The organism is Cytobacillus spartinae (assembly GCF_042865285.1).
Taxonomy (GTDB): domain Bacteria; phylum Bacillota; class Bacilli; order Bacillales; family Cytobacillaceae; genus Robertmurraya_A; species Robertmurraya_A spartinae.
Window position 1 is genome coordinate 16112 of the sequence record NZ_JBIACK010000002.1, and the last position, 24964, is coordinate 41075.

Genomic DNA, 24964 nt, shown 5'->3' on the forward strand with positions numbered 1-24964 from the left:
ATGGAATAGAGTGAAAACTAAAGTAAACGATTGGTTACATTTATAAGATACCCAAGTCCATTATTATTATAGATAGGTAAAGTCAACCTATTTGAATGTTGCGAATTAGGGATGTAATATATAGTTTGCCCGAAAAAAGGAGATAAGCCCTAGTTGAAATTATTTTTCCCCTTTAGCCGAGGGTCCCAATCCTCAAACAAGAGACTATAAACAATTAAATCATGATAGCGTCCATACAAATATTCTCCTTGGCGCATCGTTCCTTCTTTTTCAAAACCAAGTCTTTCTGGAATGGCTTGACTCTTGTAGTTCCTGTCACCACATCGAATTTCAATTCGATTCAGTTTTAAGTGGAGGTACATATAATTAATAAGAGCATTAACTGAACGAGTCATTATTCCTTTTCCATTTGCATGTTGATCTAAATAGTATCCAATGGTCGAGCATCGGTTGCTCCAATCAATGTTGTTTATGCTTATACTTCCAATAAGAATCCCGTTATAGCGAATTCCTGCGTTTAGTCCTTCATTATTCGCATAACGTCTTAGCCAGATTGGAATGATGTGCTGAAAATGAATGGGTGAAATTACTTCATCTACCCAAGGAAGCCACTCTCTCAAATAACTCCGATTCTTTTGAACAAGCCAAAATAATTCTTCTGCATGATTTAACTGTAGAAGATGAAGTTCAATTTCATGATCCACTTTTATGTTAAACATAAATCTCCTCCGATATAAGATTTGTATATCTTCATTCGATGAGGAAAAGAGGAAAATTATTCCCTTTAAAGTGAATGCTACATTGAAAAAGCATTCCTACCAGGAGACTGAAAATCTGGCATGAGTAAGTCTCCAATTATAAAAGGCTGTAAAAAACACAATTACGTTGTGTTTCTTACAGCCTAAATAGCTTTGTGCAATTATCTTTCTAATACCGGAAGCTTAATACTGAAAATGGTTTTTGAATCATTTGATTTACATGTTAATGAACCTTTATGTTTTTCAATGATTTCTCTACATACAAATAAGCCTAAACCTGTCCCCAATTTTTTTGTAGTCACAAACGGTTCAAAAATTGAGGATAAAAGTGAATCAGGGATCATAGGACCATTATTTGAAATATCAAGAACTATATAAGAGTCTTCACTTCTTTTAGCGATAATTTCAATAATAGGATCTTCTCTATACTGACTTAAGACATCAATAGCATTAAAAATAATATTAATGAAAACTTGACGAATCTCGTCAGAATAACCAAAAATTTCGATAGGTGCAGGGATATCTTTTACAACTTTAACCTTGCAATCCAAAATACTTGGATACAGGAAAATGAGAACTTCATCGATAAGCTCATCAAGTAAAAAGAGGGATTTTTCTTTGCCAATGAGCTCTTTTTTAGATAACAGGAGAAATTGAGAAATGCGGAAATTAAGCTGTTCCAGTTCATTTGAAATAATATCCAGGTATTTTATTGATGCATCTTCTGATTTTAATAGTTGAATAAAACCTTGAACTGCTGTTAAAGGATTACGAAATTCATGGATAAAACTTGAAGTCATTTGGCCCAGCAGTGTTAAACGGTCTTTATGTGTAGAATCAATGAATTGAGTTTTTTCTTCGATGATTTTATTCTTTGCTTCGGTATAATGAGAAACTGCATAATATAAAAATTTATTAAAGCAAAAGTCAATTTTATTCAAGTAGTACTGAATTTCCTCATTTGTTAAGTTAGCTTTTAAGAGATACTTATTAACGATGGATCGGCCGATATTTACATTGTATACGAAGTCACCGATATTAATATTGGCCTTTACTCTTTCCTTAGCTACATTAGTGGCTATATTCTTGATGAGCTCTTCTATCTTTTCTGTCGTTTCAGTTAAACTCAGGAGGACTAACTGAAACATAGCAGCACCATTCTCTTTAATTTTTTCACGGTAAGGATCTTCAGGAGAAGTTAGAATAACCTTACCCCATTCCTGTAACAATTCTTCTTTATATTCTTCAAGTAAGTCAATTACATTCGCATACGATGCTGGTAACATCTTAACCTCCAAAATTCACTCTTTCTCTCTATAAGTTAGTATTGTAAGAAGTATTCGCTATGAAGGGGAAATTTCCTTTAAGAAAAAAAACTTTGTCACCTGTAATGCTAGGAAAAATAGTTCTCATACAAGCATAAATCATCTCTTACTTGAAAAGCATAAGTGCTTTCTTATATAATGAAATATATGGTGTAAAATTACACTAATAGATAAAAAAGGAATGAAGATCCTTGACCCGTGATGAAATTATATTAAAGGTTTCCGAGAAGCTTCGACTTATTCGAACAGAAGCAGGCTATACACAAGATAAAATGGCAGAGATAATCGGTGTTTCCAAGAAAACTCTTGTTCAAATTGAAAAAGGGAGAATGTATGCAAACTGGCCGACGGTCGTAACCATTTGCGCACTTTTTAGAGAAACTGAAACGGTACAATTTCTTTTTGGTAATGAACCTCTAGAGGTATTAGAGACTGTTGCACGAGATGGAATTGATTATCGGAAAGAAAAGACCCTTGGAGGAAAAATTTGGTGGCGTGAGGTCAAAAGAAAAGATGGATATATTCTTCAGCAAAATATCCTTAGTCAGCATTATCGTATATTAGATGATGAATATTTCCGAATTTTTAGCAGCATAGAGGAATCAGCATCATTGGAGCGCTTTGAAGAATTAACGCGAGAACTTTAAAAAATAGGTTGTTTTATTATATCTATAATGTATGGGAGGAAAAAAAGTGGCTCCATACAGAGTGATTTTTATTATATTTCCGATAGCTGTTATTGTCCTGACCATTCTACTTAAAACCCTATTTAAATCGGGAAAAGCTACAAACTGTTTTATCCTTTTTAAAATGTACATCTTATCTAATATAAGCTTATATATGTTAGTGGAAGGCGTGTTTACTTCTACTACATTTAATTTTAGGAGAATAATAGAAATATTCACTGATCTATATTTCAGACAGTGGATTGATATATTACTAGTTCCTAACACATTTACATTTATGTACATAGCCATCAGCTTTTTTCTAATCTGGGTAATTGATAAAGTGATTATTGAGAAAATGTCGTCCATACATGTAAAGAAGCTTTTTGTTAATAAAAATATTAAAAAGGAAGCAGGGTGAACCTTGCTTCCTTTTTAGCCTTCTAAAGAGATGCTTCAAAAAATGTATTTCGATTATTTAGCAATTAATACATGACAAGGAGCTTCGTTAGCGATTTTTTCACTTATGGAACCTAAAAACATTTCCTTTATTCCGCTTTTATTGGATTTTCCAACAATGAGGATATCTGCATCTTGAGCAGCTGCAAAGTCACATAGACTTTCAGCAGGGTTCCCCTCTAATGTATTGTATAAGGCCTGAACATTTTCAGCTTTCAACGTTTCCTTCAGTTTAAAAAGCACCTCATCTAAGCTATTTTCTACTTTTACATGGTTTGAATGTTCAGTGTTCTCAACCGACAGCGGAGGAACCTGTATTCCTTCTAAAAGATAGCCGTTGGTCCTCACTGTATCAATTACCTTTTCAGCTTCAGGAGTAGGCACATTCTTTACTTGTTCTTGAAATACATGGGCAACAATTAATGTGGATTCTTTATTGATCTTATTAAGCGCAATTCCTAAATCTAGAGCTTTATTTCCACCAAGGGTATCTTCGTAAGCAACTAATATTCTTTTAAAATTTGTATCCATTAACGTTCATCCTTTCAAGAAGGTTTATTATTCATATACCCTTCTTAAAAGCAATTAATCATATAAGTTCCCATTTCATACATAGCGTTTGCAACTAGAAAGGTAGTTTATGTATGATTAAATAGGTTGTAGTGAAATGGGGGGATGATGTTGTTAACATTAATTCAAAATGGAGAAGTTTATGCTCCTGAATACCTTGGGAAGAAAGATATATTACTCGTACATAACAAGATTGGTTTTATAAAGGATAAGATTGATTTGCCCGAAAGTTTTGTAGAGATTAAAGTCATTGATGCGAAAGATAAGCTTATTTTTCCAGGATTTATTGATTCACATGTGCATCTTATTGGTGGTGGGGGAGAAGGAAGCTTTAAGACTCGAACTCCAGAAATACAATTGACAGATGCTACTTTATCAGGAATTACGACTTTAATTGGAGTTCTCGGTACTGATGGAACGACTAGGACCATGTCAAACTTAATAGCAAAAGCAAGAGGTCTTGAAGAAGAAGGGATTACTTGCTTTGTTCAGACAGGGTCCTACCAAGTACCAGTTAAAACCTTAACCGATAGAATTGAAGATGACATTATTCTTATAGATAAAATTATTGGAGTTGGTGAAATAGCCATTGCTGATCATCGTTCATCTCAACCAACAGTTGAAGAAATGGCTAAGATTGCTTCAGCAGCAAGAGTAGGGGGGATTCTATCTGGGAAATCAGGTATTGTGAATGTCCATGTCGGAGACAGTTATGACCATCTAAAACTTATAGAAGATGTGGTTGAAACTACAGATATTCCAATAAAACAATTCTACCCTACACATATCAATAGAAATGGCCATCTTTTTGAAGAGGGAATCCGTTTTGCGAAAAAAGGTGGGTTTGTTGACTTTACTACTAGTACAATACCTAAATTTATTGATAATGGTGAGGTGAAATGTAGTAGAGGATTAAAGAGAATGCTTGAAGCTGGAGTAAACATTAGTCAAATAACATTTACTTCTGACGGTCAAGCGAGTCTACCTGATTTCGATGAGAACGGTGAATTCAGAGGGCTGCAGGTTGGGAAAGTTGCTACCCTTTTTAAAGAGGTCCGCGACGCTATTTTAGATGAAGGAATAGAAGTTGAAACAGCGATTAAAGTGATTACGGAAAATCCTGCAAAAATTCTAAAGTTAAACAATAAAGGACAGATAGTTGAAGGCAAAGATGCTGACATTGTGATTCTGGAAAAGGATAGCTTAACTGTGGAACACGTTATTGCTTTAGGTCAATTGATGGTTGAGAACGGGGTTGCGATTGTTAAAGGAACATTTGAAGACTAATTTAAAGGAGATCTAGTTTATGGCTAGGTCTCTATTTATTTGAATAATTGTAAAAACATCTAAATCCGGTTTGGTGCAGTTAAAGTTATTTTCGTTAAACGAATTATTTTGCACTAAGGAAACTTTTGCGGAGATGAGGAATATAGATAAGATAAAGGAGTGAACGATTATGCGACAAACTGTTCGTATTCAAAAGAAGATTATTTCTTACTCATATTTGTTTAAAGCGATGGGAATCATCGATGAAAAAGAGTACACGAAAATAACCAAAAGATATACGCAAAAAATAAGCAATAATATTGGAAAATGACTTGGTTTGCTATACAGAATAAATGTAAAAAATAGTATCCTAGTTAGCAACACTTCTAAATGTATCACTTATCTGAGATATGGAATGATCACTTTGCAAGAAAAAGGGTTCATTATATTCACTCTAGTTACAATGTTTTCAGCGACGATAAACAATGAAAAGAGGAATAAGAATGACCCAATTACAGTCTAGCCATAATTTTAAAGTTTTAAAATAGTTCAATAGAATTTTACGGGTTAATCTGACCTTGGCTCTTCCAGTTCCCCTAAATTCACCATTTAATCAGCCTCTAGCCGGAGATAAAACCAACCAGAAGACTATTATGGGACTCTTAAATTTGCAATATACTTAGGTTAACAAATCGGATAGGGGTAAAAAGATGAACAAATTTAAGGAAGTATTTCAAAATCGTAATTATAGGAACCTGTTCTTTGCAAACTTCACATCACAGATGGGGAGTACCATTGGACTTACGGCGTTTATGTTTTACCTGTTAGATCGATTTTCTGACCAGCCTGTTTATGCAACGATAACAGAGCTAATGTTTTCTCTGCCAACGCTAGCAGTATTCTTTTTAGTTGGAGTATTTGCAGATCGAATGGACAGACAGAAAATAGCTTACTATTGTGACTGGATTAGTGCGTTGTTATCTATATTGTTAATTGGTGCAATTTTAACTGAATGGATGCCTCTTATATTTGCTGTATTATTTTTAAGAAGTGCTGTGCAAAAATTTTTCTTCCCAGCCGAACACTCAATGGTTCAAGGAATTCTAAAGAAAGAGGATTATACTACAGCATCAGGTTTAAACCAAATGGTTATGAGCTTATTTATGCTTTTTGGTAATGGACTTGGAATTGCTGCTTATTGGACTGTAGGTGTATACGGAGCCATTATGGTTGACACAGTCACCTTTATCATAAGTGCGTTCTTGATTAGATCTTGTCACATTAAAGAAGAAGTAAGAATGCCAAATGGGAAACATCGTATAAAGGATTTAAAGATAGCAGTTGTATTTAGTGACTTTAAGGTAGGGATGGTCTATATTCTTCAGCATAAGCTGCTTCGTACGTTATTAGTTGGATTCTTTGTGTTTGGAATTGTTAATGGTGGTTTTTCCGTCATGCCTGTCTTTATTTTAAAGTATAAATTAGCTCCGAATACGTATGAAGAATTGTCCATTATCGTTGGGATTATTTTTGGAGTAGGTGTGCTCTTAGGAAGTTTTGTGGCATCACTATTAAGCCAAAAACTTAAACTACATCAGCTTATTATTTCTGGCCTTATTTTAACTGGAGGATTTGTCATTTTATCATCCTTTGCTACTAATACCTATATTTTCTTAGGCTTATTATTTATTGCATCCTTTGGCTTACCACTAGTCAACATTGGGATTGGCGGCTGGATGCCAAGTATTGTCGACCCTAAGATGATGGGGCGAGTACAAGGATGGATTAGTCCATTAATGATGCTATCTCAATCATTGACTCTTGGGTTTATAGCGGTAAGTTTCCCTTCCATATTAACAGTAGAGATGCTTTACTGGATGGTCGGCGGATGCCTAGCGTTAGTAGGAGTATTCTATATGATTACATTACCAAAATTTACGAAAAACTTACAAAATACGACAGAAACTACTACCGTGGAAAGTGCTAGTGTATTATAATGGTAAAAGATGGAGCATTTATTAAGTCCCCTAAAAATTTTAGGGGATTTTTCTGTGGATAAGACTACGATTAAAAAAATTTAAAAAAACATAAAAAAATATGAACAAATTACACCTGTCGGCCGTCATATAGTCAGAACAGTAGTTGAAAGCGGATTGGTGGGGAAAGTGGTGTCCTATATTGATAGAGGAGAAGGAACTTATTGTAGCTGCTAAACGCGGTGACCAGCTAGCTTTTGCCAAACTGTTTCAGGAAAACTACTCTTTTTTAGTTAAATACCTAATAAAAGTTACAATGGACAAGGAAACAGCTCAGGACATTGCTCAAGAAACTATGGCCAAATGTATAGAGAAAATCCATTTATACAATGGGAAGGCCAAATTTTCATCTTGGTTAATCTCGATTGCTACGAACCTTTTTATTGATCAACGTAGAAGAAATAAGCGTCAGAAGGATTGGGAATTACAGGAGCAATCTATTCGAAAAACAAAGTGGCATATGGAAAGTAATAATGAAGAGTGGAACGATGTATTAGCGGCTTTAGGGAGATTAAAGGATGATAGTAGAATTCCTATTATACTAAAACATTATTATGGATACTCTTACGATGAAATTGGGCAAATGATGAAAGTTTCTCCAGGTACCATTAAGTCAAGGATTCATAATGGCTTACAGGAGGTAAGGAAGGAGTTGAAAATTGATGAAGGAGCGAAAAAACGGTCAATTGGATCATGACCAGGATGAAGCGATATTAAAATCCATAGAAGAAATTGAAATTGGGCTAGAAAAGCTTGATAGTAGCTTTCACATAGAGACTCCTAATATAGAGTGGTTTGAGCAAATGGTCGTTCAGCAAAAGAGTGAGTTGCGAAAGAAGTTAATTAGAGATGTAACGATTTTTGTCATTGTAGCCTTAATTATTGTAAGTACAGTTTTATTTACACTACAACAACTTCCAGTTGTATTCTTGATTCTACAAGTTTTTGCATCCATTTTTGTTATCACCTATAGTGCTCTTCGATTTAAAAAGCAGGTGAACGAAACATGAAAATGAATGTGAACGAAGAAATTTCTATGCCCTTACTAATCTTAGTTGGGATTATTCTTTTGACTCAAAGCATATTCTTATTTACAGATGCTAGGAGAAATGGCCACAATTACTGGCTTTGGGGAATTATTGGGTTAATTCAGGCTCCGATGCCCACCATATTTTACTTGGCTTTTGTTCGAAAAATATGGAAAAAAGATAGGTAGTGAAAATCCGTCTATTAAAGGATGTTAGACAATGGATAAATTGAAACAAATACTGTTAATAATAGCAATTCTTGGACAATTCCTTGGAATAGGCCTTTTATTTGTAAATATAAAGCTAGCTATTATTTTTTATATCACCTATGTATTAGTGCTCATTATTATTTTCGTTTTATTAGTCTATGAACGTAAAAAGGAGAAAGAGGAGGACGATCGAAATGATTATCGTAACTACTGATTTTGTACCAGGGAAAGAAGTAAAAGAATTAAAAGGGTTTGTAAGGGGAAGCACGGTTCAGTCGAAACATATTGGAAAAGACATTATGGCAGGTCTAAAGACCATTGTTGGTGGAGAAATTAATGAGTACTCAGAGATGATGGATGAAGCGAGACAAAAGGCTATTGGTAGAATGGTTGAAGACGCAAAGTCTAAAGGAGCTAATGCAGTTATAGCGATGAGACTTGAAACATCAGCTGTTATGCAGAATGCGTCAGAAATTATCGCTTATGGAACAGCTGTATACGTTGACTAAATTCAGAAAATAGTAAAAATACAAATTGACTTTCAATTATTTCCATGATAATCTTACAACGATGGAAATAATATGAAAAGGATAGGAGGTTACAAACATGATTGTCGCACACAAAAACATGAATCAAACTAAATATTTGATTAACGTAACCTTGCCTACTCGCTTTTAAACTTTTATTTATGCTTTATTTTGAATGTATACAAAGGCGCAGGTTACGTATGTAGCTTGTGCTTTTTTGTCTATTTTTTAGGCATATCGCATGGAGCGGTATGTCTTTTTGTCTTTTTATAGCTAACTTTTTGAAAATCGGGATACCCCCGTTTTCTATATATCATCTTGGCTTTGTTAAGTACATTGCTATAAGCGAACAAAGCCGTAAATTAAAAAAGGAGGAAGGATTATGTTACTCATTCAAGTTGGTAGTCTAGGAATTGTTATAGCGGAGCTAGAAGGTGGCTAGTTAGGATTCGTTTTTCATAAGAAAGGAGTGGACATCAGTGTTTTCGATATTCAAGAAATTAAGTTGGTTTTTTAAAGAGAATTGGAAGAGATATACCGTTGCCATTGTGTTGCTTATTGTGGTAGGAATTTTAGATGTAATTCCACCAAAGCTTGTAGGGATGGCAATTGACGATATTCACATCGGGACCATGAATACCGAGAAAATATTAGAGTATTTAGGGTTACTAGTAGGAATCACCATTGTTTCATATGGAATTACGTATGTATGGATGTATCAACTTTTTGGTGGAGCTTTCTTAGTTGAGCGAAAACTACGTACTAATTTTATGGGACATATGTTAAGAATGACCCCAACCTTTTTTGAAAAGAATCGAACTGGCGATTTAATGGCAAGGGCAACGAATGATTTAAAAGCCATTTCGATAACAGCAGGGTTTGGGGTTCTGACCTTAATTGATTCAACCATCTTTATGCTTACAATCCTTTTTGTGATGGGATTTCTTATCAGCTGGAAACTAACTCTTGCTGCAATTTTACCCTTACCAATCATGGCATTATTAATGAATATATATGGCAAAAGAATTCATAAGCGCTTTATGGAAGCTCAAGATGCATTTGGGGAACTAAATGACAGAGTGTTAGAGTCCGTTTCTGGTGTAAGGGTTATAAGAGCTTATGTTCAAGAGAAAGCAGATCAGCAAAAGTTTCATGAGCTAACAGAGGATGTTTTTAAAAAGAACATTGGGGTAGCAAAGATTGATTCGTTGTTTGAACCCACCATTAAAATCCTTGTTGGACTGAGTTATTTAATTGGTTTAGGGTACGGGGCTTATTTAGTTTTTCACCAATCCTTAACTCTTGGTCAACTGGTTTCTTTTAACGTTTATTTAGGGATGTTAATTTGGCCGATGTTTGCAATCGGTGAGCTCATTAATGTTATGCAAAGGGGAAATGCTTCCTTAGATCGAGTACAAGAAACTCTGTCCTATAAGGAGGATGTTTATGATCCTGAACAACCTATTAAGGTTGATACGCCAAATGAAATTTCGTATAACCGTATCACATTTAAATATCCGAGTTCTAAGGTTGATAACTTACAAGGTATTGATATCAGCTTGCAAAAAGGAGATACACTTGGAATTGTCGGGAAAACAGGAAGCGGGAAAACGACTTTTATTAAGCAGCTTTTAAGAGAGTATCCAGTGGGAGATGGAATGTTGTCCATTTCAGAAGTACCTATTGACAAGCAAGGACTTACTCAAGTAAGAGATTGGATCGGATATGTACCTCAAGATCATGTGCTTTTTTCTAAGACAGTCAGGGAAAACATCTTATTTGGTAAAGTAGAAGCCGGTAACGAAGAGTTAGATAAGGCAATTGTTTTGGCAGACTTGAAAAAGGATTTAGATATGTTACCAGAAGGACTGGATACGCTAGTTGGAGAGAAGGGTGTGTCCCTTTCAGGTGGACAAAAACAAAGGATTTCCATTGCAAGAGCTTTAATTAAAAATCCAGAAATTCTTATTCTCGATGACTCATTATCGGCAGTTGATGCAAAGACAGAAAAGAAAATTATTGAAAATATTAGACAGGAACGAGTGGGGAAAACCACTATTATCACAACGCATCGGATGTCAGCTGTTCAACATGCGAACCAAATTATCGTACTAGATGATGGGAAAATGATTGAGCAAGGCACTCACGAGCAGTTGATGGAGTTAAATGGTTGGTATAAAGAACAATTTGAAAGACAGCAGGTACAATCGGCATCGGAAGAGGAGGTGCTTGCATGAAAACGGGAAAACGGTTATGGCAATACGCGATAAAATTTAAGACTACGATTATTTTAGCGTTGGCTATGTTAACAGTAGCTGTTTCTGCAGATTTAGCAGGACCTTTCATCGCTAAAAGACTCATAGATCAACATATACTCGGAATCGAGTCAACATGGATTCAAACTGAAAGTAGTTCAAACGCTGTAGCTTACAAAGGGAATTTTTACAAAAGAGAAGCATACCTTGCTCCTGAAGATAAAAAGTTAAGTGAAGCTAGAATCCTCCAGGTTAATCGCAACTACGTCTTCATATCAGGGGCAATAGCATTTGATGGGGAACGTACCTATCAGGATGGTGTATTAACCATTGAAAAAGGTGAACAAAAAGAATCGTATTCTGCCACTGAGCTAAAAGGCGACCAACTGCTTGCTTTTTACAAGCCGGAGGTTCCAAAGATTATTTCTTTATTAGCATTTTATTTTGGCTTATTGGTCATTGCGTCCATTTTTCAGTATGGGCAGCGCTTCTACTTACAAAAAGCAGCAAATAGAATTATTCAAAAAATGCGTGAGGATGTTTTTGGGCAAATACAAAAACTGCCGGTCCAATACTTTGATAACTTGCCTGCAGGGAAGGTAGTTGCGCGAATCACAAATGATACAGAGGCTATTCGTGAATTGTATGTAACCGTATTGTCCACATTTTTCACGAGTATTATCTATATTACAGGTATCTATATTGCGTTATTTATTTTGAATGTAAAGCTAGCAGCAATTTGCTTGATTTTACTTCCAATCCTTTATATTTGGATGATTTTTTACAGAAAATATGCTTCTAAATATAATCATGTGATCCGTTCACGCGTTAGTGATATTAACGGGATGATCAATGAATCAATTAGCGGGATGAACATTATCCAGGCATTTAATCGTGAAAAAGAAACACAAGCAGAGTTTGAGAAACTGAATCACGAGCATTTCACCTATCAAAATAAACTTCTCAACTTAAATTCTTTAACGTCTCACAACCTGGTGAATGTATTAAGAAATATTATATTTGTAGCATTTATTTGGTATTTCGGAGGGGAAGCTCTACAGCCATCGTCCGTTATATCACTAGGTGTTCTTTATGCGTTTGTTGATTATATTAACCGCCTATTCCAGCCAGTTCAGGGAATTGTGAACCAATTAGCAAACCTAGAGCAAGCATTAGTCGCTGGTGAAAGAGTATTTAAACTGCTTAATGAAGAGGGAATTGAAGTTAGTGACAAGGCCATTCCTCGCTATAAAGGAAATGTTTCTTTTAACCATGTACACTTTGGATATAAACCAGATGAGTATGTATTAAAGGATATCGACTTTAAGGCGAAGCATGGAGAGACGATTGCACTTGTTGGTCATACGGGCTCAGGAAAAAGTTCTATCATTAACCTCCTATTCCGTTTTTATGATTGTCAAAAGGGATCCATTACAATTGATGGCATTGATATTAAAGATATTCCCCATCAAACGCTCAGAAAACATATGGGAATCGTCTTACAGGATCCGTTTTTGTTCACAGGAACTATAGCTTCAAATGTTAGCTTAGATGATCCTTCTATTTCAAGGGAAGTAGTGGAGAAAGCGTTAAATGATGTAGGAGCAGATAAAGTGTTCAAGAACCTTGAGCATGGGTATGACGAACCTGTTATCGAGAAAGGAAGTACCTTATCTAGTGGGCAAAGACAACTGATATCATTTGCACGTGCTTTAGCATTTGATCCAGCCATTCTAATCCTAGATGAGGCGACTTCAAGTATTGATACTGAAACTGAAATGGTCATTCAAGAAGCGATGGATGTATTAAAGAAAGGTAGAACAACATTCATTATTGCACATCGTCTTTCAACCATTAGAAATGCCGACCAAATCCTAGTTTTAGATAAAGGGACAATTGTTGAGCATGGAACACATGATGACTTAATGGAGCAAAAGGGCAAGTATTATCAACTGTACAAACTTCAGCTTGGAAGTTCTTCATTAGCTGGGTAAAGATAGATAAAGGTGAGGCTGAGACATAACTTAATAAACGATACGGAAGACGAACAATATATAAAATTAATCTTAATTCTCTTTGTTAATTATCAATGAGTTAAGTTGGAAGAACAAGTTCGGTTCCATTGCGCTGCAGCCACTCGCTTTCCGCGGGGAGGAAGCTGAGCCTCCTCGGCTACGCCTGTGCGGTCTCAGCCTTTCCTCTACTTCCCGCAGGAGTCGAGTGGCTTCCGCTCCATTCCACTGGTTATTAATAATGGTGTGCAGAAACAACAGAAATATTAAAAACAAATAAATACCCGAACTATAAGGTGAAATATTCATTAAAATATTACCTAATAGTTCGGGTTTATCATTGCTTGAAATACTTATGTCCCAGCCTCTATTTTTACTAAATAAAATGACGTTCATAAAACTGTCACTACCTTGACACAGAATATTACCAACTCTTCAAAAGATGTTCCCCCACTATGTGATAACCTAATAATATCAACTTATACATACACCTAAAGGAGGATATAGTGATGGAGGAATTCGGAATTACTTTAAGTATTGCTAGTGTCATGGTCCTTGTTTATTATATTGGAGTTTCAATCGCTAAATCATAACTGCCTTGCACATGTGCAAAGCAGTTTTTTTATGCGCAAATTTGGGAATAACTTATTAGGTACCACTTATTAATTCTATCTGACATGAAAAGAATATATATGTTTAAGGGTAGAGATTTCTTTTTGCTTTTTGAAAAAGGATCAAAAAAGGAGGTATTTGATGAGTGATTTCCGTATAGAGAAGGATACACTAGGTGAAATAAAAGTTCCAGCAGACAAGTTTTGGGGTGCTCAGACACAACGAAGTAGAGAGAATTTTAAAATTGGATCAGAAAGAATGCCGTTAGAATTAATTTATGCTTTTGCCTATGTAAAAAAATCTGCGGCCATAGTTAATAACAAGCTTGGAAATTTGTCTAAGTCCAAGATGAACGCTATTAGTGCTGTTTCTGATCAAATTCTAAATGGAGAATACGATGAGCAATTTCCTCTTGTTGTTTGGCAAACTGGAAGTGGAACACAGTCAAACATGAATGTAAATGAAGTAATTGCTAATCGTGCAAATGAACAACTAAAAAAGGATGGAAGCGCAGAAAGTGTTCATCCTAATGATGATGTAAATATGTCGCAAAGCTCTAATGACACTTTTCCGACAGCTATGCACGTAGCTGCGTACAAAAAGCTTAAAGAACAGTTATTACCAGCATTGAGTCTTATAAAAACAACATTAGAAAAAAAAGAGATTGAATATAAAGATATTGTAAAAATAGGAAGAACTCATTTACAGGATGCTACCCCGTTAACTCTTGGTCAAGAAATTAGTGGCTGGAGAAAGATGATTGAAAAAAATGAAAAGATGATTATGGAGTCCATGAATTACTTATTAGAATTAGCTATAGGTGGAACTGCTGTTGGAACAGGAATTAATGCTCACGAAACTTTCGGTAAAGAAGTAGCTGAGGAGATAAGCAGACAAACTGGCCTTCCGTTCATAACAGCTGAAAATAAATTTCACTCCCTTACTAGTCATGATGAACTTGTTTTTGTACATGGTGCACTAAAGGCACTGGCAGCAGATTTGATGAAAATAGCCAATGATGTACGATGGCTATCAAGTGGTCCTAGAAGTGGAATCGGGGAATTATCTATTCCTGCGAATGAACCAGGAAGCTCCATTATGCCTGGTAAAGTAAATCCTACACAGAGCGAAGCGTTAACGATGATATCATGCCAAGTGTTTGGCAATGACGCGACAATTGGGTTTGCAGCTAGCCAAGGTAACTTCGAGTTAAACGTATTTAAACCAGTTATTATTTATAATTTCCTTCAGAGTGTCCAGCTTTTAACTGACGGAATTATATCATTTAACGACAAATGTTTAATAGGTCTTGAAGCCAATAAAGATATTATTAAAGGACATGTTGAAAGGTCATTAATGCTAGTTACGGCTTTAAATCCTTATATTGGTTATGAAAAAGCAGCAGAAATCGCTAAGAATGCATTTAAGGAAGGAATTACCCTAAAAGAATCAGCTATTCGTTCAGGATATCTAACTGATGAACAATATGAGGAGTGGGTGAATCCAGAAAAAATGGTATAGGTAAAGCCCCCTCAAGAAGAGGGGGCTAAGCCATATCAATATTAAGTTGTTCTTACAAAGAACTTAACGAAAATTATTATTGTTGGTACCCGCCACCAAGTTGTTGTTCAGCCATTTGAACTAGACGCTTAGTGATTTCTCCACCTACAGAACCGTTAGCACGAGCTGTTGTGTCTGCTCCTAAGTTTACGCCAAACTCGTTAGCGATTTCATACTTCATTTGATCTAAAGCTTGAGATACTCCAGGTACTAAAAGTTGGTTTGAAGAATTGTTGTTTGCCATTGATGTACACTCTCCTTCGAAAATTTTTTTATCTAATGGTTGGGTTAGTCGGAGTTGCACCGACAAGCAAATCTTTTGCTTACCACTGGGTTTAACCCATCGTTAGTTTAAAACTTTCTTTGCGAGATGTTTGATTGCTTGTTGCTGTGTGTTTCGCTGTGTTTACTCTATATTATGGCGGGATTTTCGTTGTTTATTCGGACAAGTTCTACTCCAATTTTTTCCTGTTTTGAATCCTCTTTTTAAATTACATACAGCACACAAAAGAACACAAACTAAGCAAAAAGGTAAAGTAGAGGTTTTAACATGGGAATATGTCCAGTATGTAATGGCTTTGAGGTTGTTCAGACAAATTGTCCTTCGTGTGGGTCAGAGCTCGAAGAAAGTGGTAGAATTATGGACTATTATGATGATTACAGCCCATATATGCCAATTGATCAGATGAAATTAGAGGATGGTTACCCTTCTGACTATGAAGATGGACAGTGTCCACATTTATATAAGTGCTCAAAGTGTGGTTATGATGAGGTGAAATTTATACAAGAGTAGCCATTCCATTCGTTACTTTTAAAAAACAGAACAATTTCCTTCTAAAATAAATTATAAAAGAACTTTTATGAAAAACATGTTCTAATTAATTGTAATTCGATACAATAGGGGGTAATGTATAATCAGAGAGGTGAAACCAATGGAATACACTCAAGAAATGAAGAATCGTTTAAAGCGTGTTGAAGGACAAGTCCGTGGAGTAATTCGCTTAATGGAAGAAGAAAAACACTGTAAGGATGTAGTTACTCAACTTTCTGCCGTTCGTTCTGCAGTCGATCGAGCAATTGGATATATTGTTGCGAAGAATTTAGAATCTTGTATTCGCGAAGCAAATGAAGAGGGTAGAACGGCTGAAGATGCTATCCAAGAAGCAGTTAATATGATTGTAAAAAGTAGATAGACACCTTCATCCAAATGGATGAGGTGTCTTTTTTAATTAACGATTATTCACACTCATATGGCGGTTCTTCATCAGGCAGCACTCTTGCTTCCTCAATATTCGTAAAATCTTCGCGCTTGTGTACTGACCCTCCAGATAGTCCTTCATTTATCATACGGTCGACGTCAACGAAGGCTTTATCTTTTCCTTCATAATTTGTATCCTTTTCTTTCATAGAAATCCTCTCCTTTCATTTCCTTTTATTTTTCCATGTAAAAAGAAAACTCATTCAAAAGGAGAGATTCTATCGTTTTATTTGTCGTACACATGGAAATTCATCAGTGCATGGATATTGTCTATAATTGCTTCAACATCATGACTGGGAGGAGCCTCGGAAGTCCACTCAATTTTTCCATCTGGATGATAGATCCCGTTATACTTTTGTTTTCTAAAATAAAAAGAAATTCTCCAACCTGGCATCTGCTTGTTCTCGAATAAAGGCTTGAATTGAAAGTGAGTTAACATGTTATTTCCTCCTGTTCACTCATATTTTAACATGGTGAATCATTTTATAACATGAATGAAAGCTTGTTTTCAAATCGAATGTTGTTTGCCGTTATTATACAGAACTACATAAAAACACATGTCAGAAACCATTAAATGTTTAAGAAAAGAGCATTAATAGAAAAAATCATCCTCAATCAAGGGTGACTTAATTTCTATTAAGAATTAACCTTATCCTCTTGTTTGAATACATTTGAATAAGTAATCCATCCACCATCTAAATTCTTAACTTCTTTACCGTTTTCTTTTAAAATCCTAGCTGCTAAGTAGCCTCTAAGCCCAACTTGACAGGAAACATAAATGGGTTTATCATTCGGTAACTCATGATGACGACTTCGTAAATCTCCTAAAGGGATATTAATAGAACCATGTATATACCCATTCTTTCTTTCATGTGGCTCTCGAACATCAATTAATAATGCGCCATCATTGATTAAGTCATCAATTTCATTCCACTGAATGGTTTCTACTTTTCCATCCATAATATTTGATGCTACATACCCTGCCATGTTTACAGGATCTTTTGCAGAAGAGAAAGGTGGAGCATAGGATAATTCAAGTTCAGCTAGATCATAAACATCCAAGTTTCCTTGAATAGCAGTTGCAATTACGTCCATACGTTTATCTACTCCGTCTTTACCTACAGCTTGAGCACCGTAAATCTCACCAGTCTTTTCATTAAAAATTAATTTTAAAGCGATAGGTGAAGCACCAGGGTAATACCCAGCGTGAGAGCTTGGATGAATATGAACTACTTGATAATCGATATTAAGTTGCTTCAATCTTTTTTCATTATTTCCCGTAGTAGCAACCGTTAGATCAAATACTTTTACAATAGATGTGCCTAATGTGCCTTTGTAAGTTACTTCTTTACCGTATATAATGTCTGCTACAATTCGTCCTTGTTTGTTAGCAGGTCCTGCAAGAGGGATCATTGCTGGGTGTCGGTTAACAAGGTCAGTAACCTCTATAGCATCACCTATTGCATAAATGCTTTCATCACTAGTTCTAAGAGTAGAATCTACTTTTATGCCTCCACGCTCTCCAACATCTAAGCCTGCCTCAACGGCAAGTTTGCTTTCGGCTCTTACTCCGATAGATAAAATAACCATATCAGTTCGTAGCTCTTGACCGCTAGTTAGTTCGACAATATTCCCATCTTCTTTAAACGTTTTAACTCCATCGTTCAGAATGAGAGAGATTCCCTTTTCTTTTAAGTGACTATGCACAATCGATGCCATTTCAAAATCTAATGGAGCCATCACCTGATTAGAGGCTTCGACTAGAGTTACTTTTATCCCACGGTCAGCTAAGTTCTCTGCCATCTCGATCCCTATAAATCCTCCGCCAACTACGACTGCCTGTTCAGGATGTTTGTCATCAATAAATCCCTTGATTCTATCGGTATCAGGAATGTTACGTAGCGTAAATACATTGTTTGCATCTTGTAAACCAGGAATATTAGGAGCAATTGGTTTTGCTCCAGGTGACAAGATTAAAACATCATAACTTTCCTCGTACATCTCATTTGTTTGTAAGTTTTGAACGATAATATTTTTGTCTTCTCGGTTAATTTTAATAACCTCATTAAGCGGACGCACATCTAGATTAAATTTCTTCTTCATTCCTTCTGCAGTCTGTACAAGAAGCTTATTACGTTCTTTAATGGTTTCACCAATATAATAAGGAAGACCGCAGTTTGCGAAAGAAATATGTTCTCCTCGTTCTATTAAAACAATCGTTGACGTTTCATCAAGTCTTCTCAATCTTGCTGCCGCAGAAGCACCACCTGCAACTCCACCTACTATTACGATCTTTTTGGACATTTAAATAGCCTCCTTTTTTATACCTATAAGGGTATATTAACACACCCTTTGAGTTGTTAAATCGAATAAATGTGAAAAATTTCGTAACAATATGATTGGTTATCATTTTTGAGCTATGGGGAACTTTAATAAGGAATAAAATAGTGGATCACATACCCTATAAGGTTTTAAAGAAAGGATGATTAAGATGGAATTTCACTACACGGTTGAGACAGATAAATCCGTAAACGACGCTATTCATTCATTAGAAGGGCATTTAAAAGAAGAAGCATTTGGTGTTCTCTGGACATTTAATATAAAGGATAAGCTTGAGGAAAAAGGGTTCAGTCTAGACGAAGAGTTTTATGTTCTCGAAGTGTGTAACCCTAAAGAAGCAGAGCGTGTAATTAAAGAAAATAAGCTAGTTGGCTATTTTTTACCTTGTAAGATGGTGGTTTATCAGGAAATGGGAACGACAAAAATTGGTATGCCTAAACCTACTTCGCTAATGAGCATGATTGACAATGTAGAACTTAGAGAAATGGCAGCTGATATAGAAAAGCGATTGATTGCATGTATAGAGAAGAGTATTTAATGAGGTGAACGAGCAAACGAATAAGTTTGCTTTTTTTTTTCTAAATGATGTTAATGCCCTAAATTAGAGGAAAAAGTGAAAAGTGGACACTAGAAACCTATATTAGTACATAAATAAGGAGAAATTAAATAAAATGTGTAACTAATAAGATTTGTCCTGTTGCATAGGAGTAGGTAATAATATTTAAAAGTATTGACATTATACCCACATGGGTATATTATAGTATTTGTTACAGCAAATTTCACTCAAAATACTAACGATTTCTCATATATTATATAAATTTTCTTATTAAGGAGGGAATAAGATGAACTACGATACTCAAATGAAGAATCGTGTGAAACGGATTGAAGGCCAGCTAAGGGGTATTCTGAGAATGATGGAAGAAGGTAAGGATTGTAAAGAAGTGATTACTCAGCTATCTGCTGTCCGTTCTGCCGTTGATCGAACTGTCGGGGTGATCGTAAGCTCAAACCTGATAGAATGTGTACTTGAAGCAGATAAAAATGGCGAGAAAACAGATGAAACAATTAAAGAGGCAGTTAATTTACTTGTCAAAAGTAGATAAACATAAAAGGGTTGACACCTAATTTTTTTTCAGTTAACATTATACCCATAGGGGTAAAGGTAATGACGAAAACTAATACAAACAATTGAGGGAGGAAAACATAATGAATTCAAATAAATTATTAGATGCAAAAGGGTTAGCATGTCCAATGCCAATTGTTAGAACTAGAAAGGCAATAAATGAGTTGGAGTCTGGTCAAATTCTAGAAGTACATGCGACTGATAAGGGAGCAAAAGCAGATCTTGCAGCTTGGTCAGCGTCAACTGGACATGAACTAGTAAAACAAGATGAAGAAAACGGAGTACTAAAGTTCTGGATCAAAAAGGGTTAATTATAGATAAAAATATACCCTGGTGGGTAAAAGATAATAAGGGGGAATATTAAAATGGAAAAGAAAAAAACGACAATCATCCTATTTAGTGGAGATTACGATAAAGCAATGGCAGCGTATATCATTGCAAATGGAGCAGCAGCGTATGATCATGAAGTAACAATTTTCCACACTTTTTGGGGATTAAATGCACTACGTAAGGATGAAAACATTGAAGTTAAAAAAGGCTTTATGGAAAAGATGTTTGCAAAAATGATGCCAAGAGGCGCAGATAAAATGGGTCTTTCAAAAATGCACTTCGCTGGAATGGGGCCTAAAATGATCAAGGATGTCATGAAAAAGCACAATGCGGTGCCACTGCCACAACTAATTGAAATGGCACAAGAACAAGATATCAAACTTGTAGCATGTACAATGACAATGGATTTACTAGGACTTAAAGAAGTGGAACTTTTAGATAATATTGAGTATGCAGGTGTAGCTGCTTATTTAGCAGATGCAGAAGACGGAAACGTAAACTTATTTATCTAAATTAGGAGGCTTCTAAATGGAATATGTAAACCTAGTTCTAATGGGAATTTTAATTCTATTTTTGGCTCAACGTTTTATTCCAACTAAAGGAGTACGTCATATCACAACGGATGAGTTAAAAAAATTGATCAAAAATAAAAATATCCAATTTGTTGACGTTAGGACTCCAGGAGAGTTTAACCAACGAAAAATTAATCAGTTTCAAAACATTCCATTACACCAGCTAGCTCAAAAAGCTAATGCGCTATCGAAAGAAAAAGAAACAATAGTAATTTGTCAAAGTGGAATGAGAAGTAATAAAGCTACAAAGATTCTGAAGAAGCTCGGCTTTAAGAGTATTACGAATGTAAAAGGCGGTATGAGCGCATGGTAGGCTATTTCTAAATTGAGGAGGTATATGAAATGAAAACAATTACAGCAAAAGAGCTAGAGTCACTTTTAAATGAAGGTAAAACTTTGAATATTATTGATGTCCGTGAAACAGATGAAGTGGCAAATGGAAAGATACCTGGTGCTGTAAATATCCCACTTGGTTTGATTGAATTTCGTATGAATGAATTGGATAAATCTAAAGAATATATTATGGTATGTCGTTCAGGTGCACGTAGTGGTCGTGCTTCACAATTCCTAGATAGCTATGGTTTTAATGTAACGAATATGACTGGTGGAATGTTAGCTTGGGAGGGCAAGCAGGAGTAATTTTTTTGAAAAATACTATACCCTACCATGTATAATAAGGAGGCTTTTCTATGGAAACAATCAAAGCAAATGTTCAATTGGATGCTAAAGGGTTAGCATGTCCAATGCCTATCGTAAAAACAAAAAAGGCTATGACTTCTCTTGAAGCAGGTCAGGTGTTAGAAGTTTTAGCAACAGATAAAGGCTCAAGAGCTGACTTAAAAGCTTGGGCTGAGAGCACTGGTCACCAGTATTTAGGCACAATTGAAGAAGGTGATGTACTTAAGCATTTCCTTCGTAAATCTTCGGGTGAAGAACAAATCGAAAGAAAACATCCAAATGTTACTGAAAACCAAGAATTAGTAAGCAAATTAGAATCTAATGAGAAAATTGTTGTCCTTGACGTTAGGGAGGAAGCGGAGTTTGCATTTAATCATATTCCAAATGCTATATCGATCCCTCTTGGAGACTTGGAAAACAACTTGAATAAGCTCAACCAAGAAGATCAAATCTTTGTCGTATGCCGCACTGGTAGCAGAAGTGACTTTGCTGCACAAATCTTAACAGAAAAAGGCTTTAAGAATGTATTTAATGTTGTACCTGGAATGACTCAGTGGAACGGACCAACTGTAAGTTTAAACTCGTAACCATTAATAGGCTGTTAAAAAAACAGCCTTAATAAAATTATAAACAAAAAATTTTTAAGCGCTAATATACTATAGGGGGTATATAAAGATGACGGTTCATGCTATGACGGCAAAAGATGTAACAAAAAAAGTAATCAATAAGGAATCATTATTCATTCTAGACGTTCGAAATGAAGCAGATTTTAAAGATTGGAAAATTGAAGGGGAAAACTTTGACTATCTTAACATCCCATACTTTGACCTTTTGGATGGTGTCGAGGAAATTCTAGATCGTATTCCAACAGACAAGGAAGTATTAGTGGTGTGTGCTAAAGAAGGGTCTTCTATCATGATTGCTGATATGCTTTCTGAAGTAGGAAGAACTGTTTCCTACCTTGAAGGCGGTATGAAAACATGGAGTGAGTACCTAGAGCCTATTAAAGTAGGTGAATTAACAGGTGGTGGAGAACTATATCAATTCGTTCGTATTGGTAAAGGGTGTCTATCTTACATGGTTGTTTCAGAAGGAGAGGCAGCTATTATTGATTCAACAAGAATGACAGATGTTTACTTAAACTTTGCTAAAGAAATCGGAGCTAAAATAACACACGTGTTTGATACACATCTTCATGCAGACCACATTTCAGGAGGAAGAAAGATTGCTGAAGCAACAGGTGCTGCATACTGGTTACCACCTAAAGATGCGGAAGAAGTGACTTTTGAGTATAGTGCTTTGGAAGATGGAAACGAAGTAAAGATTGGGCATACAACGATTAATATTCATGCTCTTTATTCTCCAGGACATACAATCGGATCTACATCATTTATTGTAGATGAAAAGTTCCTTCTTTCAGGAGATATCCTGTTCATTGATTCAATTGGAAGACCCGACCTAGCTGGAAAAGCAGAAGATTGGGTAGGCGACTTAAGAGAATCACTTTACAAGCGATATAAAGAGCTTTCAAATGATTTAATGGTATTACCTGCTCACTTTATGATTATTGATGAGTTAAACGAAGATGGAAGTGTTGCGAAGAAGCTTGGTACATTGTTTGCGGAGAATCATGGTTTAAATATTGAAGACGAAGACGAATTTAGAAAGTTAGTTACTGAGAATCTTCCTCCACAACCAAATGCATACCAAGAAATTCGTGAAACAAATATGGGGAAAATCACACCTGATGATGATAAGCAACGTGAAATGGAAATCGGACCAAACCGTTGTGCAGTACGTTAACTTTCATCTGGAGTAGTAAATAGGGAGCCATATCAGGTTCCCTTTTTTTAGGAGGGGGGATAAATATGGATTTTGCATTTATTGTGACAATTTTCTTAATTGGATTTATCGGATCATATATCTCTGGTATGCTAGGAATTGGTGGCTCCATCATAAAATATCCGATGCTATTATATATTCCACCTTTACTAGGTATGGCTGCATTTACAGCGCATGAAGTATCCGGTATTTCAGCGGTGCAAGTGTTCTTCGCTACAATTGGGGGAGTATGGGCATATCGAAAAGGTGGCTACTTAAATAAAACGTTGATTATTTATATGGGTGCTAGCATCTTGATTGGAAGCTTCATTGGTGGTTATGGCTCTAGGGTTATGTCTGAGAATGGAATCAATCTAGTATACGGAGTTCTTGCCTTAATCGCTGCTGTAATGATGTTTATCCCTAAAAAAGGGATAGATGATATTCCACTTGATCAAGTGACATTCAATAAATGGCTAGCTGCAGTTTTAGCATTAATTGTAGGTGTAGGTTCTGGGATTGTAGGAGCTGCTGGTGCTTTTCTTTTAGTACCCATTATGTTGGTTGTCTTGAAAATCCCAACAAGAATGACCATCGCTTCTTCATTAGCCATTACCTTCATTTCTTCTATCGGAGCAACGGTCGGGAAGGTCACTACAGGACAGGTTGATTATTTTCCTGCTCTGATCATGGTAATTGCAAGTCTGATTGCGTCTCCTTTAGGTGCAATCGCAGGAAAGAAAATGAATACGAAAATTCTTCAAGTTATTCTGGCAGTTATAATCTTAGCTACTGCTATTAAGATTTGGATGGATATCTTATAAATCCAAAATCGAATTTGTTTTAAAAAATTTTACTTACTAGGAGAACTCTCAATGCTAAAAAAATATGGTTTCTTAATCATACCTTTAATCTTAGTTATCATATATATCGGCTATAATTCAATCAATAATAGGGGTATAGAGCAAATAACAACTTCTCAATTAGAAGAGAAAATGATCAATCCTTCCGAAAAACAAGTGTTTGTTGATGTTAGGGAAATAGAAGAGTATGAGGCAGGACATATTGAGGGAATGATTAATATCCCTCTTAGCAAAATTGAAACTACGTTAGAGTATGTTCAAAAGGATTCAGAGGTTATCCTATTTTGCAGGAGTGGAAATAGAAGCATGCAAGCCGCTCAAGCCCTGCAAGATATGGGGTATAAAAACATTGTGAATGTTGAGGGTGGGATTCAAGCCTGGACTGGTCCACTTGTAAAATAAGGATTTGGAGGAGAAAGGGGATTGGTATGGAAGAAAAGCCAATCAAAAATTTTCATAATGGCTCTTGAAGTGTACCGACTGAAAACCCAAAGAAAAGATTTATACCACCCATATGACCTGGGGTTTGGGTTTGGCTCCTGGTAGGAGTCTTTGCACTGATTTCAAAAATATTTTTATGATGCTGTTCTTCTTTAGAGAAGGACGGCTTTTTTTATGGCTTTTTTAAGAGAACCTCTTCAAGCACTTTCTTTTGTATGGAATTAATATACTTTAATTTAAATGTTTTCCCCATGGA

Annotated in this window: 32 protein-coding genes; 25 read left to right on the plus strand and 7 right to left on the minus strand. The window is 35.7% G+C overall.

What is annotated here, in order from left to right; all coding sequences use genetic code 11:
• Window positions 1-149: 149 nt before the first annotated feature.
• Complete coding sequence (locus tag ACFYKX_RS06060) at window positions 150-719, minus strand: GNAT family N-acetyltransferase (RefSeq protein WP_389359107.1); 570 nt, start codon at window positions 717-719, stop codon at window positions 150-152.
• Window positions 720-919: 200 nt separating this feature from the next.
• Window positions 920-2044 (minus strand): histidine kinase N-terminal domain-containing protein, encoded by a 1125-nt coding sequence (locus ACFYKX_RS06065; protein ID WP_389359109.1) that lies wholly within the window; start codon window positions 2042-2044, stop codon window positions 920-922.
• A 230-nt stretch (window positions 2045-2274) separates the two neighbouring features.
• Here ACFYKX_RS06065 and ACFYKX_RS06070 point away from each other — a divergent pair, with 230 nt between their 5' ends.
• Entirely contained in the window at window positions 2275-2730 is a 456-nt protein-coding gene (locus ACFYKX_RS06070; RefSeq protein ID WP_389359111.1) for a helix-turn-helix transcriptional regulator, read from the plus strand.
• Between the two features lie 46 nt (window positions 2731-2776).
• Entirely contained in the window at window positions 2777-3169 is a 393-nt protein-coding gene (locus ACFYKX_RS06075) for a hypothetical protein (protein WP_389359113.1), read from the plus strand.
• A gap of 53 nt (window positions 3170-3222) precedes the next feature.
• Here the strand turns inward: ACFYKX_RS06075 and ACFYKX_RS06080 are convergent, their stop codons facing one another.
• A complete protein-coding gene (locus ACFYKX_RS06080) occupies window positions 3223-3738 on the minus strand; it encodes a universal stress protein (RefSeq protein ID WP_389359115.1) in 516 nt (171 codons plus the stop codon).
• 150 nt (window positions 3739-3888) lie between these two features.
• On the opposite strand from ACFYKX_RS06080, the gene iadA reads away from it, so the two are divergent.
• The 11 genes from iadA to fumC all read left to right on the plus strand — a co-directional run bounded on the left by iadA (window position 3889) and on the right by fumC (window position 15243).
• Complete coding sequence (iadA, locus tag ACFYKX_RS06085) at window positions 3889-5064, plus strand: beta-aspartyl-peptidase (RefSeq protein ID WP_389359806.1); 1176 nt, start codon at window positions 3889-3891, stop codon at window positions 5062-5064.
• Window positions 5065-5233: 169 nt separating this feature from the next.
• Complete coding sequence (locus ACFYKX_RS06090; protein ID WP_389359116.1) at window positions 5234-5374, plus strand: hypothetical protein; 141 nt, start codon at window positions 5234-5236, stop codon at window positions 5372-5374.
• A gap of 379 nt (window positions 5375-5753) precedes the next feature.
• Window positions 5754-7040 carry an MFS transporter gene (locus tag ACFYKX_RS06095; protein WP_389359118.1) on the plus strand — a complete coding sequence of 429 codons (1287 nt, stop codon included), beginning with the start codon at window positions 5754-5756 and terminating at the stop codon, window positions 7038-7040.
• A gap of 184 nt (window positions 7041-7224) precedes the next feature.
• Window positions 7225-7776 carry an RNA polymerase sigma factor SigY gene (gene sigY / locus ACFYKX_RS06100; RefSeq protein ID WP_389359808.1) on the plus strand — a complete coding sequence of 184 codons (552 nt, stop codon included), beginning with the start codon at window positions 7225-7227 and terminating at the stop codon, window positions 7774-7776.
• Entirely contained in the window at window positions 7742-8089 is a 348-nt protein-coding gene (locus ACFYKX_RS06105; protein ID WP_389359120.1) for a YxlC family protein, read from the plus strand. The genes sigY and ACFYKX_RS06105 overlap by 35 nt, the downstream gene beginning before the upstream one ends.
• The gene (locus tag ACFYKX_RS06110) at window positions 8086-8295 is read left to right on the plus strand and encodes a sigma-Y antisigma factor component (RefSeq protein ID WP_389359122.1); all 210 of its coding nucleotides are present in this window, start codon (window positions 8086-8088) and stop codon (window positions 8293-8295) included. Before ACFYKX_RS06105 ends, ACFYKX_RS06110 begins: the two co-directional genes overlap by 4 nt.
• 31 nt (window positions 8296-8326) lie before the next feature.
• Window positions 8327-8530, plus strand: a complete 204-nt coding sequence (locus ACFYKX_RS06115; protein ID WP_389359124.1) for a hypothetical protein — start codon at window positions 8327-8329, stop codon at window positions 8528-8530.
• Window positions 8511-8825 carry a YbjQ family protein gene (locus tag ACFYKX_RS06120; RefSeq protein ID WP_389359126.1) on the plus strand — a complete coding sequence of 105 codons (315 nt, stop codon included), beginning with the start codon at window positions 8511-8513 and terminating at the stop codon, window positions 8823-8825. The genes ACFYKX_RS06115 and ACFYKX_RS06120 overlap by 20 nt, the downstream gene beginning before the upstream one ends.
• 497 nt (window positions 8826-9322) lie before the next feature.
• Window positions 9323-11080, plus strand: coding sequence for an ABC transporter ATP-binding protein (locus ACFYKX_RS06125; protein WP_389359128.1), 1758 nt, complete (start codon window positions 9323-9325; stop codon window positions 11078-11080).
• Window positions 11077-13092 carry an ABC transporter ATP-binding protein gene (locus ACFYKX_RS06130; protein WP_389359130.1) on the plus strand — a complete coding sequence of 672 codons (2016 nt, stop codon included), beginning with the start codon at window positions 11077-11079 and terminating at the stop codon, window positions 13090-13092. The genes ACFYKX_RS06125 and ACFYKX_RS06130 overlap by 4 nt, the downstream gene beginning before the upstream one ends.
• Before the next feature lie 771 nt (window positions 13093-13863).
• On the plus strand, window positions 13864-15243 hold the full coding sequence (fumC, locus tag ACFYKX_RS06135; RefSeq protein WP_389359132.1) for a class II fumarate hydratase: 1380 nt from the start codon (window positions 13864-13866) through the stop codon (window positions 15241-15243).
• A 76-nt stretch (window positions 15244-15319) separates the two neighbouring features.
• On the opposite strand, the gene ACFYKX_RS06140 is transcribed toward fumC, so the two are convergent.
• A complete protein-coding gene (locus tag ACFYKX_RS06140) occupies window positions 15320-15526 on the minus strand; it encodes a small, acid-soluble spore protein, alpha/beta type (RefSeq protein ID WP_389359134.1) in 207 nt (68 codons plus the stop codon).
• A gap of 306 nt (window positions 15527-15832) precedes the next feature.
• Between ACFYKX_RS06140 and ACFYKX_RS06145 the strand changes: the two genes are divergently transcribed.
• Window positions 15833-16075, plus strand: a complete 243-nt coding sequence (locus ACFYKX_RS06145) for a hypothetical protein (RefSeq protein ID WP_389359135.1) — start codon at window positions 15833-15835, stop codon at window positions 16073-16075.
• A 139-nt stretch (window positions 16076-16214) separates the two neighbouring features.
• The gene (locus ACFYKX_RS06150) at window positions 16215-16475 is read left to right on the plus strand and encodes a metal-sensitive transcriptional regulator (RefSeq protein WP_389359137.1); all 261 of its coding nucleotides are present in this window, start codon (window positions 16215-16217) and stop codon (window positions 16473-16475) included.
• 43 nt (window positions 16476-16518) lie between these two features.
• On the opposite strand, the gene ACFYKX_RS06155 is transcribed toward ACFYKX_RS06150, so the two are convergent.
• The 3 genes from ACFYKX_RS06155 to ACFYKX_RS06165 form a co-directional block, all read right to left on the minus strand.
• On the minus strand, window positions 16519-16689 hold the full coding sequence (locus ACFYKX_RS06155; protein WP_389359139.1) for a hypothetical protein: 171 nt from the start codon (window positions 16687-16689) through the stop codon (window positions 16519-16521).
• A gap of 77 nt (window positions 16690-16766) precedes the next feature.
• Entirely contained in the window at window positions 16767-16979 is a 213-nt protein-coding gene (locus ACFYKX_RS06160; RefSeq protein ID WP_389359141.1) for a YheE family protein, read from the minus strand.
• Window positions 16980-17176: 197 nt separating this feature from the next.
• On the minus strand, window positions 17177-18844 hold the full coding sequence (locus tag ACFYKX_RS06165) for a CoA-disulfide reductase (protein ID WP_389359143.1): 1668 nt from the start codon (window positions 18842-18844) through the stop codon (window positions 17177-17179).
• Between the two features lie 187 nt (window positions 18845-19031).
• Here ACFYKX_RS06165 and ACFYKX_RS06170 point away from each other — a divergent pair, with 187 nt between their 5' ends.
• From ACFYKX_RS06170 to ACFYKX_RS06215, 10 genes are all read left to right on the plus strand, one after another.
• Window positions 19032-19418, plus strand: a complete 387-nt coding sequence (locus tag ACFYKX_RS06170; RefSeq protein ID WP_389359145.1) for a DUF302 domain-containing protein — start codon at window positions 19032-19034, stop codon at window positions 19416-19418.
• 304 nt (window positions 19419-19722) lie between these two features.
• A complete protein-coding gene (locus ACFYKX_RS06175; protein WP_389359147.1) occupies window positions 19723-19983 on the plus strand; it encodes a metal-sensitive transcriptional regulator in 261 nt (86 codons plus the stop codon).
• A 103-nt stretch (window positions 19984-20086) separates the two neighbouring features.
• Entirely contained in the window at window positions 20087-20314 is a 228-nt protein-coding gene (locus ACFYKX_RS06180) for a sulfurtransferase TusA family protein (protein WP_389359149.1), read from the plus strand.
• 54 nt (window positions 20315-20368) lie between these two features.
• Window positions 20369-20845, plus strand: a complete 477-nt coding sequence (locus ACFYKX_RS06185) for a DsrE/DsrF/DrsH-like family protein (protein ID WP_389359151.1) — start codon at window positions 20369-20371, stop codon at window positions 20843-20845.
• Window positions 20846-20861: 16 nt separating this feature from the next.
• Window positions 20862-21218 carry a rhodanese-like domain-containing protein gene (locus ACFYKX_RS06190; RefSeq protein WP_389359153.1) on the plus strand — a complete coding sequence of 119 codons (357 nt, stop codon included), beginning with the start codon at window positions 20862-20864 and terminating at the stop codon, window positions 21216-21218.
• A gap of 29 nt (window positions 21219-21247) precedes the next feature.
• Window positions 21248-21544, plus strand: coding sequence for a rhodanese-like domain-containing protein (locus tag ACFYKX_RS06195; protein ID WP_389359155.1), 297 nt, complete (start codon window positions 21248-21250; stop codon window positions 21542-21544).
• 50 nt (window positions 21545-21594) lie between these two features.
• Window positions 21595-22170, plus strand: a complete 576-nt coding sequence (locus ACFYKX_RS06200) for a sulfurtransferase TusA family protein (RefSeq protein ID WP_389359157.1) — start codon at window positions 21595-21597, stop codon at window positions 22168-22170.
• Window positions 22171-22258: 88 nt separating this feature from the next.
• Window positions 22259-23386 carry an MBL fold metallo-hydrolase gene (locus ACFYKX_RS06205; protein WP_389359159.1) on the plus strand — a complete coding sequence of 376 codons (1128 nt, stop codon included), beginning with the start codon at window positions 22259-22261 and terminating at the stop codon, window positions 23384-23386.
• A gap of 65 nt (window positions 23387-23451) precedes the next feature.
• Complete coding sequence (locus ACFYKX_RS06210; RefSeq protein ID WP_389359161.1) at window positions 23452-24228, plus strand: sulfite exporter TauE/SafE family protein; 777 nt, start codon at window positions 23452-23454, stop codon at window positions 24226-24228.
• A 51-nt stretch (window positions 24229-24279) separates the two neighbouring features.
• Window positions 24280-24669, plus strand: coding sequence for a rhodanese-like domain-containing protein (locus ACFYKX_RS06215; protein WP_389359163.1), 390 nt, complete (start codon window positions 24280-24282; stop codon window positions 24667-24669).
• Window positions 24670-24964: the final 295 nt, after the last annotated feature.

What these genes read in the sequence shown, in the direction of transcription:
- ACFYKX_RS06200 (WP_389359157.1), top strand. Translation starts at nt 21,595, where the DNA reads ATGGAAACAATCAAAGCAAATGTTCAATTGGATGCTAAAGGGTTAGCA.
- ACFYKX_RS06195 (WP_389359155.1), top strand. Translation starts at nt 21,248, where the DNA reads ATGAAAACAATTACAGCAAAAGAGCTAGAGTCACTTTTAAATGAAGGT.
- ACFYKX_RS06150 (WP_389359137.1), top strand. Translation starts at nt 16,215, where the DNA reads ATGGAATACACTCAAGAAATGAAGAATCGTTTAAAGCGTGTTGAAGGA.
- ACFYKX_RS06180 (WP_389359149.1), top strand. Translation starts at nt 20,087, where the DNA reads ATGAATTCAAATAAATTATTAGATGCAAAAGGGTTAGCATGTCCAATG.
- ACFYKX_RS06130 (WP_389359130.1), top strand. Translation starts at nt 11,077, where the DNA reads ATGAAAACGGGAAAACGGTTATGGCAATACGCGATAAAATTTAAGACT.
- ACFYKX_RS06165 (WP_389359143.1), bottom strand. Translation starts at nt 18,844, where the DNA reads ATGTCCAAAAAGATCGTAATAGTAGGTGGAGTTGCAGGTGGTGCTTCT.
- fumC (WP_389359132.1), top strand. Translation starts at nt 13,864, where the DNA reads ATGAGTGATTTCCGTATAGAGAAGGATACACTAGGTGAAATAAAAGTT.
- ACFYKX_RS06170 (WP_389359145.1), top strand. Translation starts at nt 19,032, where the DNA reads ATGGAATTTCACTACACGGTTGAGACAGATAAATCCGTAAACGACGCT.
- ACFYKX_RS06190 (WP_389359153.1), top strand. Translation starts at nt 20,862, where the DNA reads ATGGAATATGTAAACCTAGTTCTAATGGGAATTTTAATTCTATTTTTG.
- ACFYKX_RS06205 (WP_389359159.1), top strand. Translation starts at nt 22,259, where the DNA reads ATGACGGTTCATGCTATGACGGCAAAAGATGTAACAAAAAAAGTAATC.
- ACFYKX_RS06215 (WP_389359163.1), top strand. Translation starts at nt 24,280, where the DNA reads ATGCTAAAAAAATATGGTTTCTTAATCATACCTTTAATCTTAGTTATC.
- ACFYKX_RS06095 (WP_389359118.1), top strand. Translation starts at nt 5,754, where the DNA reads ATGAACAAATTTAAGGAAGTATTTCAAAATCGTAATTATAGGAACCTG.
- ACFYKX_RS06105 (WP_389359120.1), top strand. Translation starts at nt 7,742, where the DNA reads ATGAAGGAGCGAAAAAACGGTCAATTGGATCATGACCAGGATGAAGCG.
- ACFYKX_RS06120 (WP_389359126.1), top strand. Translation starts at nt 8,511, where the DNA reads ATGATTATCGTAACTACTGATTTTGTACCAGGGAAAGAAGTAAAAGAA.
- ACFYKX_RS06115 (WP_389359124.1), top strand. Translation starts at nt 8,327, where the DNA reads ATGGATAAATTGAAACAAATACTGTTAATAATAGCAATTCTTGGACAA.
- ACFYKX_RS06060 (WP_389359107.1), bottom strand. Translation starts at nt 719, where the DNA reads ATGTTTAACATAAAAGTGGATCATGAAATTGAACTTCATCTTCTACAG.
- ACFYKX_RS06090 (WP_389359116.1), top strand. Translation starts at nt 5,234, where the DNA reads ATGCGACAAACTGTTCGTATTCAAAAGAAGATTATTTCTTACTCATAT.
- ACFYKX_RS06160 (WP_389359141.1), bottom strand. Translation starts at nt 16,979, where the DNA reads ATGTTAACTCACTTTCAATTCAAGCCTTTATTCGAGAACAAGCAGATG.
- ACFYKX_RS06140 (WP_389359134.1), bottom strand. Translation starts at nt 15,526, where the DNA reads ATGGCAAACAACAATTCTTCAAACCAACTTTTAGTACCTGGAGTATCT.
- ACFYKX_RS06175 (WP_389359147.1), top strand. Translation starts at nt 19,723, where the DNA reads ATGAACTACGATACTCAAATGAAGAATCGTGTGAAACGGATTGAAGGC.
- ACFYKX_RS06110 (WP_389359122.1), top strand. Translation starts at nt 8,086, where the DNA reads ATGAAAATGAATGTGAACGAAGAAATTTCTATGCCCTTACTAATCTTA.
- ACFYKX_RS06145 (WP_389359135.1), top strand. Translation starts at nt 15,833, where the DNA reads ATGGGAATATGTCCAGTATGTAATGGCTTTGAGGTTGTTCAGACAAAT.
- ACFYKX_RS06080 (WP_389359115.1), bottom strand. Translation starts at nt 3,738, where the DNA reads ATGGATACAAATTTTAAAAGAATATTAGTTGCTTACGAAGATACCCTT.
- ACFYKX_RS06155 (WP_389359139.1), bottom strand. Translation starts at nt 16,689, where the DNA reads ATGAAAGAAAAGGATACAAATTATGAAGGAAAAGATAAAGCCTTCGTT.
- ACFYKX_RS06210 (WP_389359161.1), top strand. Translation starts at nt 23,452, where the DNA reads ATGGATTTTGCATTTATTGTGACAATTTTCTTAATTGGATTTATCGGA.
- ACFYKX_RS06065 (WP_389359109.1), bottom strand. Translation starts at nt 2,044, where the DNA reads ATGTTACCAGCATCGTATGCGAATGTAATTGACTTACTTGAAGAATAT.
- ACFYKX_RS06185 (WP_389359151.1), top strand. Translation starts at nt 20,369, where the DNA reads ATGGAAAAGAAAAAAACGACAATCATCCTATTTAGTGGAGATTACGAT.